This window comes from Streptococcus sp. 9903 (assembly GCF_013276625.1).
Taxonomy (GTDB): Bacteria; Bacillota; Bacilli; order Lactobacillales; family Streptococcaceae; genus Streptococcus.
Map to the genome: position 1 here is coordinate 24,266 of NZ_VMLI01000007.1, position 18,257 is coordinate 42,522.

The 18,257-nt window shown below is 38.5% G+C and carries 18 protein-coding genes; 15 read left to right on the forward strand and 3 right to left on the reverse strand.

Annotation, left to right across the window (positions count from 1 at the left end; genetic code table 11):
• The first annotated feature begins 149 nt into the window (after positions 1–149).
• The 6 genes from HT696_RS03845 to HT696_RS03870 all read left to right on the forward strand — a co-directional run bounded on the left by HT696_RS03845 (position 150) and on the right by HT696_RS03870 (position 5,601).
• Positions 150–1,469 (forward strand): CapA family protein, encoded by a 1,320-nt coding sequence (locus HT696_RS03845; RefSeq protein WP_173282627.1) that lies wholly within the window; start codon positions 150–152, stop codon positions 1,467–1,469.
• Positions 1,470–1,490: 21 nt separating this feature from the next.
• On the forward strand, positions 1,491–2,318 hold the full coding sequence (locus HT696_RS03850; RefSeq protein ID WP_173282628.1) for an HAD family hydrolase: 828 nt from the start codon (positions 1,491–1,493) through the stop codon (positions 2,316–2,318).
• Position 2,319: 1 nt separating this feature from the next.
• On the forward strand, positions 2,320–2,955 hold the full coding sequence (locus tag HT696_RS03855) for a GDSL-type esterase/lipase family protein (RefSeq protein WP_173282629.1): 636 nt from the start codon (positions 2,320–2,322) through the stop codon (positions 2,953–2,955).
• An 83-nt stretch (positions 2,956–3,038) separates the two neighbouring features.
• Positions 3,039–3,764 (forward strand): CppA family protein, encoded by a 726-nt coding sequence (locus HT696_RS03860; protein ID WP_173283351.1) that lies wholly within the window; start codon positions 3,039–3,041, stop codon positions 3,762–3,764.
• Positions 3,761–4,696 carry a serine hydrolase domain-containing protein gene (locus HT696_RS03865; RefSeq protein WP_173282630.1) on the forward strand — a complete coding sequence of 312 codons (936 nt, stop codon included), beginning with the start codon at positions 3,761–3,763 and terminating at the stop codon, positions 4,694–4,696. The genes HT696_RS03860 and HT696_RS03865 overlap by 4 nt, the downstream gene beginning before the upstream one ends.
• Before the next feature lie 8 nt (positions 4,697–4,704).
• Complete coding sequence (locus HT696_RS03870) at positions 4,705–5,601, forward strand: DMT family transporter (RefSeq protein ID WP_173218674.1); 897 nt, start codon at positions 4,705–4,707, stop codon at positions 5,599–5,601.
• Positions 5,602–5,645: 44 nt separating this feature from the next.
• Here the strand turns inward: HT696_RS03870 and HT696_RS03875 are convergent, their stop codons facing one another.
• The gene (locus HT696_RS03875; RefSeq protein WP_125452984.1) at positions 5,646–6,344 is read right to left on the reverse strand and encodes a GntR family transcriptional regulator; all 699 of its coding nucleotides are present in this window, start codon (positions 6,342–6,344) and stop codon (positions 5,646–5,648) included.
• Between the two features lie 141 nt (positions 6,345–6,485).
• Between HT696_RS03875 and guaA the strand changes: the two genes are divergently transcribed.
• Positions 6,486–8,048 (forward strand): glutamine-hydrolyzing GMP synthase, encoded by a 1,563-nt coding sequence (guaA, locus tag HT696_RS03880; protein ID WP_000065711.1) that lies wholly within the window; start codon positions 6,486–6,488, stop codon positions 8,046–8,048.
• Between the two features lie 90 nt (positions 8,049–8,138).
• Positions 8,139–8,981, forward strand: a complete 843-nt coding sequence (locus HT696_RS03885; RefSeq protein WP_173283352.1) for a type II restriction endonuclease — start codon at positions 8,139–8,141, stop codon at positions 8,979–8,981.
• Between the two features lie 33 nt (positions 8,982–9,014).
• Here the strand turns inward: HT696_RS03885 and HT696_RS03890 are convergent, their stop codons facing one another.
• Complete coding sequence (locus HT696_RS03890) at positions 9,015–9,923, reverse strand: Dam family site-specific DNA-(adenine-N6)-methyltransferase (RefSeq protein ID WP_173218676.1); 909 nt, start codon at positions 9,921–9,923, stop codon at positions 9,015–9,017.
• 294 nt (positions 9,924–10,217) lie between these two features.
• Positions 10,218–10,592 (reverse strand): hypothetical protein, encoded by a 375-nt coding sequence (locus HT696_RS03895; RefSeq protein ID WP_173218677.1) that lies wholly within the window; start codon positions 10,590–10,592, stop codon positions 10,218–10,220.
• 443 nt (positions 10,593–11,035) lie between these two features.
• On the opposite strand from HT696_RS03895, the gene HT696_RS03900 reads away from it, so the two are divergent.
• From HT696_RS03900 to HT696_RS03930, 7 genes are all read left to right on the forward strand, one after another.
• Positions 11,036–12,322, forward strand: a complete 1,287-nt coding sequence (locus HT696_RS03900) for a U32 family peptidase (RefSeq protein WP_173218678.1) — start codon at positions 11,036–11,038, stop codon at positions 12,320–12,322.
• Between the two features lie 349 nt (positions 12,323–12,671).
• A complete protein-coding gene (locus tag HT696_RS03905) occupies positions 12,672–12,881 on the forward strand; it encodes a helix-turn-helix transcriptional regulator (protein ID WP_031223021.1) in 210 nt (69 codons plus the stop codon).
• Positions 12,871–13,359: a DUF6773 family protein gene (locus HT696_RS03910; protein WP_000247408.1), complete on the forward strand. Its 489-nt coding sequence runs from the start codon at positions 12,871–12,873 to the stop codon at positions 13,357–13,359. Before HT696_RS03905 ends, HT696_RS03910 begins: the two co-directional genes overlap by 11 nt.
• A 115-nt stretch (positions 13,360–13,474) precedes the next feature.
• A complete protein-coding gene (locus tag HT696_RS03915; protein WP_173282631.1) occupies positions 13,475–14,935 on the forward strand; it encodes a nicotinate phosphoribosyltransferase in 1,461 nt (486 codons plus the stop codon).
• Complete coding sequence (gene nadE, locus HT696_RS03920; protein WP_173282632.1) at positions 14,932–15,756, forward strand: ammonia-dependent NAD(+) synthetase; 825 nt, start codon at positions 14,932–14,934, stop codon at positions 15,754–15,756. The genes HT696_RS03915 and nadE overlap by 4 nt, the downstream gene beginning before the upstream one ends.
• A gap of 204 nt (positions 15,757–15,960) precedes the next feature.
• On the forward strand, positions 15,961–16,512 hold the full coding sequence (locus HT696_RS03925; RefSeq protein WP_173282633.1) for a GNAT family N-acetyltransferase: 552 nt from the start codon (positions 15,961–15,963) through the stop codon (positions 16,510–16,512).
• A gap of 631 nt (positions 16,513–17,143) precedes the next feature.
• On the forward strand, positions 17,144–18,257 hold a 1,114-nt coding region (locus HT696_RS03930; RefSeq protein ID WP_173283353.1), incomplete at its 3' end, for a G5 domain-containing protein.

Below are 18,257 nucleotides of genomic sequence, written 5' to 3' on the forward strand. Positions count from 1 at the left end.
TAGAACTGACGAAGTCAGTTACATATACACGGTAAGGCGACGCTGACGTGGTTTGAAGAGATTTTCGAAGAGTATCAATTGTGAAAGAATTACTTATCTATGATATAATAAAAAGAAAAGGCTTGCATAAGAAAGTAGGGAGAATGAAGATGCAAAGAAGACAAAATCGAAATCAGGGTGGTTTAGCTTTTCGTTTTATGAAGGGCTTGGTAAACTTTTTTAGGAGTTATCGCAGGTGGAGCAATAAAGGATTTGTGGCGGTACTCTTGCTAGCAGTTGCTTTATCAATGGGCTTGGTCTTGTTGGTTGAAAGTTTCCAAGGCATGCCTCTGACCAGTCAAAAACGAGATACTATTTCTCAAGAAGGGACTAAGCAAAAGTCTCAGGAGCAGGAAGAGGAAAAATCTGCTAGAATTATGGCCAACGGAGATTTACTCTACCACGATGGACTTTTCTTTTCAGCTAAAAAAGAAGACGGTACCTATGACTTTCATGAGAATTTTGAGTATGTGACGCCTTGGCTCAAGCAAGCAGATTTAGCTATTGGTGATTTTGAAGGAACCATCAATAAGGATCATTATTTAGCGGGTTATCCTCTCTTTAATGCTCCTGCTGAAGTTATGGATGCCATTAAGGATGCAGGTTATCATGTGCTGGATTTAGCTCATAATCATATTTTGGATTCGCAAATTGAGGGAGTTATTTCAACGGCCGATATTATTGAGAAAGCTGGAATCACTCCAATCGGAGTTTATACGCACGAGCCACGTGATCAGGCTCCGCTGGTCATTAAGGAAGTGAATGGTATCAAGGTTGCTCTTTTGGCCTATTCCTATGGTTTCAATGGAATTGAGCAGTATGTTTCTCAGGAAGACTATAATCGTTATCTTTCAGATTTAAACGAAGATAAGATGAAGGCTGAAATTGAACGGGCAGAGAAGGAAGCAGATATCACCATTATCATGCCTCAGATGGGTGTGGAGTATCGCTTGGAACCAACTGAAGAACAAAAAGCTCTTTATCACAAGATGATTGATTGGGGGGCGGATATCATCTTTGGAGGGCATCCACACGTAGTTGAGCCATCTGAAATTGTTGAAAAAGATGGAGACAAGAAACTCATTATCTATTCAATGGGGAACTTCATTTCCAATCAACGGATTGAATCTATGGGAGATGAAGAAAATGCTAAGTGGACTGAACGTGGCGTTCTCATGGACGTGACCATTAAGAAGAAGGATGGAAAAACAACTATCGGAACAGCTAAAGCTCATCCTACTTGGGTCAATCGAACACCAAAGGGAACCTTTTCACCAGAAGGCTATCCTTTATATCATTATCAAACCTATATCTTGGAAGATTTTATAGAGGGTGGCAGTCATCGTGATCAATTAGATGAAGCGACTAAGGAACGAATTGATACAGCCTACAAAGAAATGAACGAACATGTGGGATTGAAGTGGGATTAGTTTGAATTCAGAGGAAAGTAAATGACGATTAAAGTAATTGCGACAGATATGGATGGGACCTTGCTGGATGCTAGAGGCCAGCTGGATCTCCCACGATTGGAAAAGATTTTAGATCAGTTGGATCAAAAGGGTATTCGTTTTGTCATCGCGACGGGCAATGAAATTCACCGCATGAGGCAACTACTGGAGCACTTGGTGGATCGAGTGGTTTTGGTTGTTGCAAACGGTGCTCGTATTTTTGAAAACAATGAATTGATTCAGGCACAGACTTGGGATGATGCCATTGTCGATAAGGCTTTGGCTCATTTCAAGGGCCGAGCGTGTCAGGATCAGTTTGTTGTGACGGCTATGAAGGGTGGTTTCGTCAAAGAAGGTACGATTTTTACAGACCTTGAAAGCTTTATGACTCAAGAAATGATTGAAAAATTCTACCAACGGATGCATTTTGTGGACGAATTAACCTCTGACCTCTTTGGTGGTGTGCTCAAGATGAGTATGGTTGTTGGTGAGGAACGTTTGAGTTCGGTCTTGGAAGAAATCAATGACCTCTTTGATGGCCGTGTTCGGGCTGTATCCAGTGGCTATGGTTGCATTGATATCCTCCAAGCTGGAATTCATAAAGCATGGGGCTTGGAAGAATTACTCAAGCGTTGGGACTTGAAGCCCCAACAAATCATGGCTTTTGGCGATAGTGAAAATGATGTTGAAATGCTTGAAATGGCTGGAATTGCCTATGCGATGGAAAATGCTGATGACAAAGCCAAAGCTGTGGCGACGGCTCTAGCGCCAGCCAATAGCCAAGGAGGAGTTTATCAAGTCTTGGAAAACTGGTTAGAAAAAGGAGAATGAAGTGGCAGTACAGTTATTAGAAAATTGGCTCCTAAAGGAACAAGAAAAAATCCAAACCAAGTATCGTCACTTAAATCAGGTTTCTGTTCTAGAGCCAGACATTCTTTTTATTGGTGATTCCATTGTCGAATATTATCCTCTGCAGGAACTATTCGGGACTTCGAAGACAATTGTCAAGCGAGGAATTCGTGGCTATCAGACAGGACTGTTATTAGAAAATCTAGATGCGCATCTGTACGGTGGAGCAGTAGATAAAATTGTCCTTCTGATTGGAACAAATGATATCGGAAAAGATGTGCCTGTGAATGAGGCTCTCAATAATCTCGAAGCGATCATTCAATCCATTGCTCGCGATTATCCACTGACAGAGATTAAATTGCTTTCCATTTTGCCAGTCAATGAAGGCGAGGAGTACAAGCAGACAGTCTATATCCGCTCGAATGAAAAAATTCAGAGATGGAATAAAGCATATAAAGAACTTGCTTCTGCCTATATGCAGGTTGAATTTGTGCCGGTTTTTGATAGTTTGACAGACCAAGCAGGCCAACTCAAAAAAGATTATACAACTGATGGATTGCACCTCAGTGTTCCCGGTTATCAGGTTTTGACAAAAACCTTGAAAGATTATCTTTACTAAATAGCTAAATAATGTTAAATTTGAGCATAATATCTTGTAAAAAATTCTAAAATCCTTTAAAATAAAAAGTGACGGAGGAATTTATGAATGTAAATCAGATTGTACGGATTATTCCTACTTTAAAAGTTAATAATAGAAAATTAAATGAAACATTTTATATTGAAACTCTTGGCATGAAGGCCTTGTTAGAAGAATCAGCCTTTCTGTCACTAGGTGATCAAACAGGTCTTGAAAAGCTGATTTTAGAAGAAGCTCCAAGTATGCGCACTCGTAAGGTAGAGGGGAGAAAAAAACTGGCTAGATTGATTATCAAGGTGGAAAATCCCTTGGAAATCGAAGGACTCTTATCTAAAACAGATTCGATTCATCAATTATATAAGGGGCAAAATGGCTACGCTTTTGAAATTTTTTCACCAGAAGATGATTTGATTTTGATTCATGCGGAAGATGATAGAGCAAGTCTAGTAGAAGTAGGAGAAAAGCCTGAATTTCAAACAGATTTGGAATCAATTTCTTTGAGTAAATTTGAGATTTCTATGGAATTACATCTCCCAGCTGATGTCGATAGTTACTTGGAACCATCTGAAATTGGGGTATCGCTTGGTTTTATCCCAGCTCAGGGACAGGATCTGACTGTGGACAATACGGCTACTTGGGACTTATCTATGCTCAAGTTCTTGGTCAATGAACTAGATATAGCAAGTCTGCGCCAGAAGTTTGAGTCTACCGAATATTTTATTCCTAAGTCTGAAAAATTCTTCCTTGGTAAAGATAGAAATAATGTTGAATTGTGGTTTGAAGAAGTATGAAGTGGACCAAGATTATTAAAAAGATAGATGAACAAATCGAGGCAGGGATTTATCCCGGAGCCTCTTTTGCATATTTTAAGGACAATCAATGGATAGAGTTCTATTCAGGCCAGAGTGATCCAGAGCGTGGCTTGCAGACTGAGGCAGGACTAGTTTATGACCTAGCTAGTGTCAGCAAAGTTGTTGGAGTTGGCACCGTTTTTACCTTCTTGTGGGAAAACGGTCAATTAGATATTGACAGACCAGTAACCGATTTTTTCCATGAGAGTGATTATCCAGACATCACTATTCGCCAGCTTTTAACTCACACCACAGACCTTGATCCTTTTATTCCCAATCGTGATCTTTTAACAGCTTCTGAATTAAAGGAAGCGATGTTTCATCTCAAGAGACGAAGTCAACCAGCCTTTCTTTATTCGGATGTCCATTTTTTGCTGTTGGGTTTTATTTTGGAAAGAATCTTTAATCAAGATTTGGATGTGATTTTACAGGAGCAAGTTTGGAAACCGTGGGGAATGACGGAAACCCAGTTTGGGCCTGTTGAGCTTGCTGTTCCAACAGTTAGAGGTGTAGAGGCAGGAATGGTACATGATCCAAAAGCTCGTCTCCTGGGCAGACATGCTGGTAGTGCTGGTTTATTTTCGACTGTAAAGGATTTACAAATCTTTTTAGAACACTATTTAGCAGATGATTTTGCAAGAGACTTGAGTCAAAATTTTTCACCTTTGGATGACAAGGAACGTTCTTTGGCATGGAATTTGGAAGGAGATTGGCTAGACCATACGGGCTATACGGGTACCTTTATCATGTGGAATCGTCAGAAGCAAGAAGCGGCCATTTTCCTATCCAATCGTACCTATGAAAAGGATGAGAGGGCTCAATGGATTTTAGACCGTAATCAAGTGATGGACTTGATTCGCAAAGAAGAGTAAGGAGAGACATGTCAAATAGTTTAAAAGGGACTTTACTAACAGTTGTGGCTGGTATTGCTTGGGGCTTGTCAGGAACGAGTGGTCAATACCTGATGGCGCATGGAATTTCGGCTCTGGTTTTGACCAACTTGCGTCTTTTAATCGCTGGTGGAGTTCTCATGTTCTTGGCTTATGCTACTGCAAAGGATAAAATGCTGGCCTTTTTAAAGGATAGAAAGAGTTTGCTGTCTCTTCTTATTTTTGCTCTAATTGGTCTATTCCTCAATCAATTTGCCTATCTAACTGCTATTCAGGAGACCAATGCAGGTACTGCGACGGTGCTTCAGTATGTTTGTCCTGTTGGGATTTTGATTTATAGCTGTATCAAGGATAAGGTGGCGCCAACACTGGGAGAGATTGTTTCCATTATATTAGCCATCGGAGGAACCTTCCTGATCGCAACTCATGGGCAGTTGGACCAGTTATCCATTACACCTTCTGGCCTATTCTGGGGTCTCTTTTCTGCCTTGACTTATGCTCTGTATATCATTTTACCCATAGCCTTGATTAAGAAGTGGGGGAGTAGCTTGGTCATTGGTGTGGGAATGGTCATAGCAGGTTTGGTCGCCCTTCCTTTTACAGGGGTTCTACAGACTGCTATCCCAACCAGTCTTGATTTTCTCCTTGCCTTTGCAGGTATTATCCTTATCGGGACTGTCTTTGCCTATACAGCCTTCTTAAAAGGAGCCAGTCTGATTGGGCCGGTCAAGTCAAGTTTGTTGGCTTCAATTGAGCCAATTTCGGCTGTTTTCTTTGCCTTCTTAATCATGAATGAACAATTTTATCCCATTGATTTTCTTGGTATGGCAATGATATTATTTGCTGTAACTTTGATTTCGTTGAAAGATTTACTCTTAGAAAAATAAAAAGACTCTTTGTCGTCCGTGACAGAGAGTTTTTGCATAGTAATCTAATTATTTTCAAGATAAAATTCAAAACGTTCGCCTACATATTGACTTTTTACGTATTCAAAAGCTGTCCCATCTTCTAGGTAAGAAACCTGAGTCAGTCCAAGAATAGCATGTCCTTTTTCAACTTCCAAATAGTGGGCAATTTTTTCTTTAGCGAGACGAGCATAGATAGTCTGCTGTGATTTGCCGATACGATAGCCATGTTTTTGTAGGGTTTGGAAGAAATGACTAGTGATTTCTTCTTTTTTAAAGTCCTTAATGAATTTTTCAGGAATAGAAGCAACTTCATAAACCAGAGGAACTTGGTCGGCATAGCGAACACGTTCCATTCGGATAATATTGTCCGTTGGAGAAATTCCTAGCTTGGCAACTTCCTGTTCATTTGGAATAGTTTTTCTGTAGGAAATGAGTTGGCTAGAGGGTACTTTACCTTGGGACTTAACAATTTCAGTAAAACTGGTTGTCCCTCGCATCTTTTCTTGTACTCGAGTACTGGAAACAAAGGTGCCGCTTCCTACACGGCGCTCTAAGACGCCTTCTTCGACTAATAGAGATACGGCTTGGCGGAGGGTCATGCGACTAACCGCAAACTGCTCTGCTAAGTCTCGTTCACTGGGAAGTCTCTCACCAATGGCCCAACGATGTTCGTCAATATCCTTTTTAATCTGATCATGGATTTTCATATAAGCGGGTAGCATATTTTTCACTTCATTTCTATCTTTTCTCTATTGTACCCCAATAAACTAGAAAAAGTCAATCTTCGCCTTGTTTAGTTGGTAATTCGCCCTTATTTGTGATAGAATATTGAAAAAAGATATTTCTTTTGAGAAAGGAAAAAGATGAGCAACATTTCAACTGATTTGCAAGATGTAGAAAAAATCATCGTATTGGACTATGGTAGCCAATACAACCAGCTGATTTCACGCCGTATCCGTGAGATTGGTGTTTTTTCAGAACTAAAAAGCCATAAAATTTCAGCTGCTGAAGTTCGTGAAATCAATCCTGTAGGAATTATCCTTTCAGGTGGTCCAAACTCTGTATACGAAGATGGTTCATTTGATATTGACCCAGAAATCTTCGAACTTGGTATTCCTATTTTGGGAATCTGTTACGGTATGCAGTTATTGACCCATAAACTTGGAGGAAAAGTTGTCCCTGCAGGTGATGCTGGAAATCGTGAATACGGTCAATCAACCCTAACTCACACACCATCAGCGCTTTTTGAATCAACACCAGACGAGCAGACTGTTTTGATGAGCCATGGTGATGCGGTCACTGAGATTCCTGCTGACTTTGTTCGTACTGGAACATCAGCTGACTGCCCTTATGCAGCCATTGAAAACCCAGATAAACACATTTACGGTATCCAATTCCATCCAGAAGTCCGTCATTCTGTATACGGAAATGATATCCTTCGTAACTTTGCCCTTAACATCTGTAAGGCTAAAGGCGATTGGTCAATGGATAACTTCATTGATATGCAGATCCAAAAAATTCGTGAAACCGTCGGTGATAAACGTGTCCTTCTTGGTCTATCAGGTGGTGTTGACTCTTCAGTTGTTGGAGTTCTTCTCCAAAAAGCGATTGGCGATCAATTGATCTGTATCTTCGTGGATCACGGTCTTCTTCGTAAAGGTGAAGCAGATCAGGTTATGGATATGCTTGGTGGTAAGTTTGGTTTGAATATCGTCAAAGCAGACGCTGCAAAACGCTTTCTTGACAAACTTGCTGGCGTTTCTGACCCTGAACAAAAACGTAAAATCATCGGTAACGAGTTTGTCTATGTCTTTGATGACGAAGCAAGCAAGCTCAAAGATGTGAAATTCCTTGCACAAGGAACTCTTTACACCGACGTGATCGAGTCTGGTACGGATACAGCTCAAACTATCAAGTCGCACCACAACGTGGGTGGTCTTCCAGAAGACATGCAATTTGAATTGATTGAACCACTCAACACTCTTTATAAAGATGAAGTTCGTGCCCTTGGTACAGAGCTTGGTATGCCAGACCATATTGTATGGCGCCAACCATTCCCAGGACCAGGACTTGCTATCCGTGTCATGGGTGAAATCACTGAAGAGAAACTTGAAACTGTTCGTGAATCAGATGCTATCCTTCGTGAGGAAATTGCTAAAGCTGGTCTTGACCGCGATATCTGGCAATACTTCACAGTTAATACAGGTGTTCGTTCAGTTGGTGTTATGGGTGACGGTCGTACGTATGACTATACAATTGCAATCCGTGCCATCACCTCTATTGATGGTATGACTGCTGATTTTGCCAAAATTCCTTGGGATGTCCTTCAAAAAATCTCAGTACGTATCGTAAATGAAGTAGATCACGTTAACCGTATCGTCTACGATATTACAAGTAAACCACCTGCAACAGTTGAGTGGGAATAAGAAAAATTACAATAAAAAGGCTTTGAAATCAATGTTTCAGAGCCTTTAATTAAATAATCGCAAACAATTCGCAAACAAAGGAGAAATAAGATGTGTGATGATATTTTTATTAAAACAATTATTGAAAAATTACCTAAAATAGATGATAAAAACGCTTGGGACTTACTTGGTTTTGTAAATGAAAAGAAAGAAGTTTTCCCATTTGGAAATGATTCAAAAATAATAGGACGATTATTTGAAGTGATAGTATATCCATATTTGCTTGAAGTTGCAGAGGAGTTAGGATATAAGTTGTTTGAATCTGAAAAGCAGACAGTCTATCCAGATTTTTATTTCTTGAAACCTGATAAGAAAAGAATTGCACTTGATATTAAAACAACTTATCGACAATTTGATAAACAAGGTCAAATTAAAGAGTTCAATTTTACAGCTGGAAGTTTTACTAGTTACTTAAGAAATGGAACTAAAAATATTGATGGTAATTATAGTGAATATGATAAGCGTTATATTCTAGGTTTTCTATATTCAAGGAATGAAAGTGCAAGTATTAGAAAGGTTAATTTAGAATCAGAAGACATTTCTTCAATAGTACCAGCTTATAAAGATGTAGAATATTTTGTTCAAGAAAAATATAAAGTAGCTGGTACAAGTAAAGGAAGTGGAAATACAGATAACATTGGAACCTTTAAATCTAAAATAATTAAGGATTTTCAAGATGGTAATGGTCCTTTTAGTAAATTAGGGAACGACCTTTTCCATATTTATTGGGAAAATTTTCCTAAATATAAAGATTCTCAAGAAGTAAAAGATAAACTCTTTAATAACTTAGAGACATTTACAGAGTGGGGAAAAGAAACTAAACAATTATCAACCGAACAATTAACACGACTTGAAAAATATTTATCAGTTGAAACAAATAAAGAATGTGAATAATAAAAAAAGGATACACTTTGTATCCTTTTTTATTTAGAATAATAGAATTTGTTGTTGTTCGTGATAAACTTCTTCTAAATTCAAATGTTTTTCACTTATTACTAGGGCTTCTATCATTTTATTTCGATTAGATTCCTTTGCTCCTAAGTGATAAAAATGTTCAGTAGTTAACAACTTTCCATCCGTCCATTTTTCCATGTGGGTATTTTTTCTATACTGATTTTCGTACCACATACTAAAGGCGTATCCTGCTTTTCCTTTTTGAGTAAGTTCTGCGAGTAATGTCGCGTATTCTTCACTCCAAGAATCATAATATCCATCATATCGATCAATGTACGGAGGGTCTAAATAAACAAAGTCATTTTCTCCCATCATCTCAAATGCTTTAGTGAAAGGAATACAGATAAATTCCCAATCTTTACCCTTCATTATTTTTTCAATCCATGAAACTTGATTTACAATTTTTGTAATCAATGCTTTTTGAAATCTCTCTGGTTTTCGTCCAAAAGGAACATTATAATTACCTTTATTATTAAAACGTATCATTCCATTAAAATTGGAACGTTGTAAAAATAAAAAATCTAAAGAGCTATGTTCTTTATTAAATCTATCTCTAACTTCATAGTAATAAGATGTCTTATCAGCCGGAGTACTAGATAATTTAGTTGCTTCATTTTCTAAAAAAGTTCTAACTGTTTGAGCAGTAATCTTCTTTGATTGAATATCTTTGTAAAATTGAATGATATAGGGATTGGTGTCACTAAAAATAGCCTTCTGTGGTTCTAAATTAAAACCTACTACACCAGATCCCATAAATGGTTCAAAGTATGTTCCTTTACCATCCCACTTTATTGATTCAGCAATAAATGGAACTAATTTAGTTTTTATTCCTTGGATTTTAATAGGTGGTACTTTAGGTGTGATAATTTTTTTAGGTAACAATTGTAATTCTCCTCCCCTACTATATGTATTCTATTATAGCATTTTTTATACTTTTTTCTTCAAAAACTGATTATAAACTTCTCCTCTTCCTAAAATGTAAAGTTAAACGCATAAAATATTTAACACTACAAAAAATAGTCAAATAAATGCATTCTGCATTCAAAATTGGTCTAATCATTGTTAGTTCTCCTTTATATAATTTCAGTGTTGTAATTATTTCACGCCACTGTTATAAAATAAGTGTCGTGTTTTGTCGACACATAAAATTGAAATAAAAAAAAATAGGCTTGAAGCCTAAATTTTTCCGTGACGCACTAAAAGAGAACCCCTCACTATCATTCTGATAACAAAAGAAGTGGTTACATAATTTGTTTCTGTATATAGAGGTAAAATCTTTTTTAACTCAGCAATATCATCAATAGTAGTTTGATTTACTTGTAAATCAGTTCGAGTTTTTGGGGCACTTCGTTCTTCAACTTGAGACCCAAATTTTAATACTTTATCCCAGTTTTGTTCAGCAGTAATTTTTTTAGAATCTAAATAAGCTTGATTTACGACAAACCCATTAGTAAGATGAAGATTATCAAATTCTCCAGTTGCTTTTATTTCTTTTTTTAGAGTATCGATGCTATTTCGTGTTTCTATTGCTAATCTGACAGCTAATCTCACTATCTCACCACCTTTTTTTACTAATACTATTATACAAAAAATGTTGTGTTTTTGCTACACATTAATTTCAACTCTGTAAACAATTTACAAATAACAGAAATTAATTTTAATAAATTCTTATAAAAATAACTGAGTATAAATCCTTAATTTCACACTATATCGAACCTTATCAATTTAGAAAACAGTTGAGTGGGAATAGTCATCTAAGAACTAATTTATATAGTATAACGGGCCAGTATCTTTGGATACTGGTTTTTGCTCTTTCCTAAACTTTTTGAATACTTGTTAAAACTGGGGTAATTTTCGATTGTTTAACAGTTATTATGCAAAGTCTAAAAGATTAGAATTGTCAAAACAATCTGTCTAGGCTTGATTTTATGGCTTATTTACTATAAAATGAGAAGGAAAAATGTCAAACTTTTATATTGCAAATAGGAGAAATTATGACAAAAACATTAAAACGTCCTGAGGTTTTATCACCTGCAGGGACTTTAGAGAAGCTAAAAGTAGCTGTTCAGTATGGGGCAGATGCTGTCTTTATCGGCGGTCAGGCCTATGGTCTTCGTAGCCGAGCAGGTAACTTTACCTTTGAACAGATGGAAGAAGGCGTCCAGTTTGCTGCCAAGTACGGTGCCAAGGTCTATGTAGCGGCTAATATGGTTATGCACGAAGGGAATGAAGAGGGAGCTGGTGAGTGGTTCCGTAAACTGCGTGATATCGGAATTGCGGCAGTTATTGTGTCTGACCCAGCCTTGATTATGATTGCAGCAACAGAAGCACCAGGTCTTGAAATCCATCTCTCTACCCAAGCAAGTGCCACTAACTATGAAACCCTTGAGTTCTGGAAAGAGCTAGGCTTAACACGTGTCGTTTTGGCGCGTGAGGTTTCAATGGAAGAATTAGCTGAAATTCGCAAACGTACAGATGTTGAGATTGAAGCCTTTGTCCACGGAGCCATGTGTATTTCTTACTCTGGGCGTTGTACTCTTTCAAACCACATGAGTATGCGTGATGCCAACCGTGGTGGTTGTTCTCAGTCTTGCCGTTGGAAATACGACCTTTACGATATGCCATTTGGGAAAGAACGTAAGAGCCTTAAGGGAGAGATTCCAGAAGAATTTTCAATGTCAGCCGTTGATATGTCTATGATTGACCATATTCCAGATATGATTGAAAATGGAGTGGACAGTCTTAAGATTGAAGGGCGTATGAAGTCTATTCACTACGTATCAACAGTAACCAACTGCTACAAGGCGGCTGTGGATGCCTATCTTGAAAGTCCTGAAAAGTTTGAATCTATCAAACAAGACTTGATTGATGAGATGTGGAAGGTTGCCCAACGTGAATTGGCAACAGGTTTTTACTATGGTACACCATCTGAAAATGAGCAGTTGTTTGGTGCTCGCCGTAAAATTCCTGAGTACAAGTTTGTTGCTGAAGTGGTTTCTTATGATGACGCAACACAAACAGCAACTATTCGTCAACGAAACGTCATTAACGAAGGCGATCAAGTTGAGTTTTATGGTCCAGGTTTCCGTCATTTTGAAACTTATATTGAAGATTTGCACGATGCTAAAGGCAATAAAATCGACCGTGCTCCAAATCCAATGGAACTATTGACTATTAAGGTGCCTCAACCTGTTCAAGCAGGAGACATGGTTCGTGCATTAAAAGAAGGACTCATCAATCTCTACAAAGAAGATGGAACTAGTGTCACAGTTCGAGCTTAATGTAGTTGTTTAGTTTTAAAAAATTATGCAAAGCTCCATATACAACACTTAAACGAGATTAAAGAATGGCGAAATCCCTTGATGTGCAAGGGATTAGCTGTCCTTTTTTATTTTTTAAGTGATAAAGTCGGAGTTTAGGTATCCAAAGCCTATCAAATTAAACAAAGAAGCGATGTCTTAGATATTTTGAAAAAAATTGAATAAGCAGAAAACTCTCTATCTTTTGTGGTAAAGAGTTTTTGTTAATAAAACTTTACAAAATGACATTTATATATTGCATTAAGTTGGATATATGATATAATGATGTTAAAAAGAGGCGCAACTTTTTAAAATTATAAGGAGGACGCAGGTGGCTAAAAATTTAAAATTAAAATTAGCTCGTGTAGAGCTTGATTTAACTCAAGGTCAACTGGCAGAGGCTGTGGGGGTGACGCGCCAGACTATTGGTTTGATAGAGGCGGGAAAATACAATCCCAGTCTCTCGCTCTGCCAGTCCATTTGCAGATGTTTAGGGAAAAGCCTAGACCAACTATTTTGGGAGGAAGAAGATGGTAAATAAATTTATTCATTATCAATTACTTGACGAAAGAGAAGAACAACTAATCAATAAAGCTGGGGCAGAATCCTTTTCCCTCTTTATTGGGCTGGTGCTTCTAAGCTATTTGGTGGCAGTGTTGGCTCCATCTCTTTTTAATCCGAATTTTCTAGTCTATACTCTGATAGTAGGAATTTTCTTCTTTTTCAATCGTGCCCGTTATCTGGGAGTGACCTACTATAGTCGTTTTCATTTTACGATTTTGGGTTGTTTTTTCCTAACCTTGGCTATTACGGCTCTTTTGATGTTGCAGAATTATCAATTCAACATAGAAATTTATCAGCACAATCCTTTGAACGTTAAATACCTATCTGCTTGGGCGATTACTTATGTCATTTACCTTCCATGGGTCTTTATTGGCAATCTTGGTCTGAAGAGCTATGGCGAATGGGCGCAGAAAAAATTTGAACAAGATATGGATGAACTGGAGAGTGGTGAATAGCTTGTTACTCTTTTCTCAATACAGGTAAAATGTGATATAATAGTACTAATTTATTGAAATGCTTGAAAGTTTTTGAAAATTTTCATGTATTTCTAGTTAAGGAAGTAGGAAAAGTATGTATCCAGATGATAGTTTGACATTGCACACGGACTTGTACCAGATTAACATGATGCAGGTTTACTTTGACCAAGGGATTCACAATAAAAAGGCGGTCTTTGAGGTTTATTTCCGCCAACAGCCTTTTAAGAACGGCTATGCGGTTTTTGCTGGTTTGGAAAGAATTGTGAATTATCTTGAAGACTTGCGTTTTTCAGATAGTGATATTGCCTATTTGGAGTTGCTAGGCTATCATGGAGCATTCTTGGACTACCTCCGCAATTTCAAGTTGGAGTTGACCGTTCGTTCTGCCCAAGAAGGGGACTTGGTTTTTGCTAATGAACCGATTGTGCAGGTGGAAGGCCCTCTAGCCCAATGTCAGTTGGTCGAAACGGCTCTTTTGAACATCGTTAACTACCAGACCTTGGTGGCGACAAAGGCAGCTCGTATTCGTTCGGTTATAGAAGATGAACCTTTGATGGAGTTTGGGACACGTCGGGCGCAAGAGATGGATGCGGCTATCTGGGGAACACGCGCAGCGGTGATTGGTGGTGCCAATGGAACTAGCAACGTGCGTGCTGGTAAACTCTTTAATATTCCTGTTTTGGGGACCCATGCCCATTCCTTGGTGCAGGTTTATGGCAATGATTATGAGGCTTTCAAGGCTTATGCTGCGACCCATAAAAATTGTGTCTTTCTTGTGGATACCTATGACACCCTTCGCATCGGTGTACCAGCAGCCATTCAGGTGGCGCGTGAGCTGGGTGATCAGATTAACTTTATGGGTGTGCGGATTGACTCTGGGGATATTGCCTACATTTCTAAGAAAGTCCGTCAGCAACTGGACGAGGCTGGATTTACAGAGGCTAAGATTTATGCTTCAAATGACCTAGATGAAAATACCATCCTAAACCTCAAGATGCAAAAGGCCAAGATTGATGTCTGGGGTGTGGGTACCAAGCTGATTACGGCCTATGATCAGCCAGCTCTTGGTGCAGTTTACAAGATTGTTGCAATCGAAGATGAAAATGGTAACATGCGCAATACCATCAAGCTGTCAAATAATGCTGAAAAAGTGTCTACACCAGGTAAGAAGCAGGTGTGGCGCATTACCAGTCGTGAAAAAGGCAAGTCAGAAGGCGACTACATCACTTATGACGGTGTGGATGTGAGCGACATGACTGAAATCAAGATGTTCCATCCGACTTACACCTACATCAAGAAGACCGTTCGTAATTTTGATGCCGTTCCTCTCTTGGTGGATATCTTTAAAGACGGAAAATTGATTTACAACCTGCCTAGTTTGACTGAGATTCAGGACTATGCTCGTAAGGAATTTGACAAGCTTTGGGATGAATACAAGCGCGTGCTCAATCCGCAGCACTATCCAGTGGATTTGGCGCGTGATGTATGGCAAGATAAGATGGACTTGATTGACAAAATGCGCAAGGAAGCCCTTGGTGAAGGAGAAGAAGAATGAGTTTGCAAGAAACGATTATCCAAGAGCTGGGTGTCAAACCGGTGATTGATGCTCAGGAAGAAATCCGTCGTTCTATTGATTTCTTAAAAAGATACCTGAAAAAACATCCCTTCCTTAAAACCTTTGTACTAGGGATTTCTGGGGGACAAGACTCAACCTTAGCAGGTCGCTTGGCTCAATTAGTCATGGAAGAAATGCGAGCTGAAACGGGCGATGACAGCTACAAATTTATCGCTGTCCGCCTGCCATATGGAGTGCAAGCCGATGAAGCAGATGCGCAAAAAGCACTAGCCTTTATCCAGCCTGATGTCAGTTTAGTCGTCAATATTAAGGAATCAGCTGATGCCATGACAGCTGCAGTTGAAGCTACAGGAAGCTCTGTTTCAGACTTCAACAAGGGGAATATCAAGGCTCGTTGCCGTATGATTGCTCAGTATGCCCTTGCTGGTTCCTATAGTGGAGCGGTTATTGGAACAGACCATGCTGCGGAAAATATCACAGGTTTCTTTACCAAGTTTGGTGATGGTGGTGCGGATATTCTTCCTCTTTACCGCCTCAATAAACGCCAAGGAAAACAACTCTTGAAAGAACTTGGTGCAGATCCAGCCCTTTATGAAAAAATCCCAACAGCAGACCTAGAAGAAGACAAACCAGGCCTAGCTGACGAAGTAGCCCTCGGAGTCACTTATGAAGAGATTGACGATTACCTAGAAGGCAAAACAATCAGTCCAGAAGCCCAAACGACTATCGAAAACTGGTGGCACAAAGGCCAACACAAACGCCACCTACCAATCACCGTATTTGATGACTTTTGGGAGTAAAAAGGTCCGGGGGACCTTTTTACCCCGAGTTTAGAAATAAGAAAATGAGGAACCTCCAGTGGAGGTTTTCAGCCTCTCGCCTAGAAATAAGAAAGCGAAGAAGGTCCGGTGGACATTTTAGCTTATTACCTTGAGATTCAAAAGCAAAACAAGTTTCAATGGAGATTGGATATAGAATCATCTATCAGAAAGTGAGGTAGCATTGTGAAAACTATCGGTACACAAATATTACAGACAGATCGTTTAATCTTGAGAAGATTTGTGGAGAGTGATGCAGAGGACATGTTTCAAAATTGGGCTTCATCCGCTGAGAATCTGACTTATGTTACCTGGGATCCCCATCCTGATGTCGAAATCACTCGAAATTCGATTCGTAATTGGGTTGCCTCCTATGCCAATCCCAACTATTACAAATGGGCTATTTGTCTCAAAGAAAATCCAGAGCAAGTGATAGGAGATATCAGCATCGTTGCAATAGATGAGAACAATTCTTCTTGTGAAATTGGCTATGTGTTAGGCAAGAAATACTGGGGTCATGGTATGATGACAGAGGCCTTGAAAGCTGTCTTGGACTTCTGCTTTACTCAAGTAGACTTTCAAAAAGTCAAGGCACGTTATGCTAGTCTCAATCCAGCTTCAGGTCGTGTCATGGAGAAAGCAGGGATGTCCTATCTAAAGACTATTACCAATGCTGTAGAGAGAAAAGGCTATCTTGCGGATCTTATTTATTATCAGATAAGTAGGGAAGAATGTTGAATTCTCTTTTCTGTTTTCATTGAAGTCAACTATTTATTGTAAATATAATAATTGGCATTCCAAGTTTGTTTACAACTTTAAAATATCATATTGATTAGTACAAGACAGATGTTCTAGTTCCTTCTTTAATCTTGTTTAGTATTAGTTAAAAAATCGCTTTAATCTTGTAACTAAGAGGGAGCTAATCGACTAGATTCTCCAGTCGAACAGGTGGTAATACGCTTTTTATAGTGTAATCCTAGCTGTTGTTAAATTTAAAATAGAATCCTCTATCGAGTTAGGGAATTAAATTCCACCAATTTTATTTATGTTTTTCTATCAAAATATCTAACATTAAAATAGTCTCATTCTGATGAGCAAACTATTCGATTGCTACTGCATCGTTGTATAAGGAATGATGAAAGATGAGTGAAAATTATCAAGTTGGAATGTTTGTATCGAAATATATTAGCATGTATTTAGATAAGATGTCTGCAATCCTCTATATATGAGATTGATTACGATATAGTTGAAGTGTTAGTTCAATAATCAATATCTCATTCTGAGTTTATTTAATATACAAAACATATTGTTTAACATTTGCCAGAAAAGATGCTATACTAGAAATAGTAACTTTTAGAAGGAGGATGTAATGGCAAAATCTAATACCAATAAGCGCTATGCATTACGTAAACTCGGAAAGATTTTTGGTTCTGTGATGGTCGGGCTAACTTTATTTTTAGGAGGAATCCTGAATACAAGTTTTGTTCATGCTGATGGGGCAGATGTGACAAGTGAATTGGATGATAATTTTGAAACCCAAGATAACCGAAAAGATATCCCCTATGAAACAATATACGAAAGAGATGACAATCTTCCTAAAGGAACGAAAGAAACAAAAACACCTGGTAAAAAAGGAATAAAAGCTACCGTAAAAACATATTCATCTACAACTTTACAGTTGGTCAGCGAGAAATCTGACGTTGTTATTCTTCAACCTCAAACAGAAGTTATCAAAGTGGGAACAAAGCCTACTGTAGTTACCGAAACGATTAGCTCTCTTATTAGATATATAAAAGATGCCACTCGCCCTGTTGGAAGTAATGTTTTAACAGAAAGTGATGGAGAAGATGGACTTAGAAAAATTACTACAACATATGATGTAAATGATAAAACAGGTGAGGTAACAATTAGAGAAATAACATCTACCATTGAAAGAGAATCAAAGGATATTATCTATAAAGTTGCAGCTAAAGATAAGGTAGAAAAACGCATCACCGAAAAAAGTACAAATATCCGTTTTGAAAAAGATGAAACTAAAGACCGTAGTGAAAATCTTATTACAATTGACGGAGAGGACGGAACTGTAACCACGACAAGGACCTACGATGTTAATCCAGAGAATGGTCATGTTACCGAAAAGGTTACCGTAGAGAAAAAAGAAGCCACGGATACAGTTATCAAAGTTCCAGCCAAAAGCAAGGTTGAGCGTGAAGTTCTGCCTACAAGTGTCATCCGTTATGAAAAAGATGAGAGTAGAGACCGAGGAGCTTCTATTGAGATGGTTGATGGAGAGGATGGCTATGTAACCACGACAAGGACCTACGATGTTAATCCAGAGAATGGTCATGTTACCGAAAAGGTTACCGTAGAGAAAAAAGAAGCCACGGATACAGTTATCAAAGTCCCAGCTAAAAGTAAGGTTGAGCATAAAGTCCTTCCTACAGGTATCATCCGTTATGAAAAAGATGAGAGTAGAGACCGAG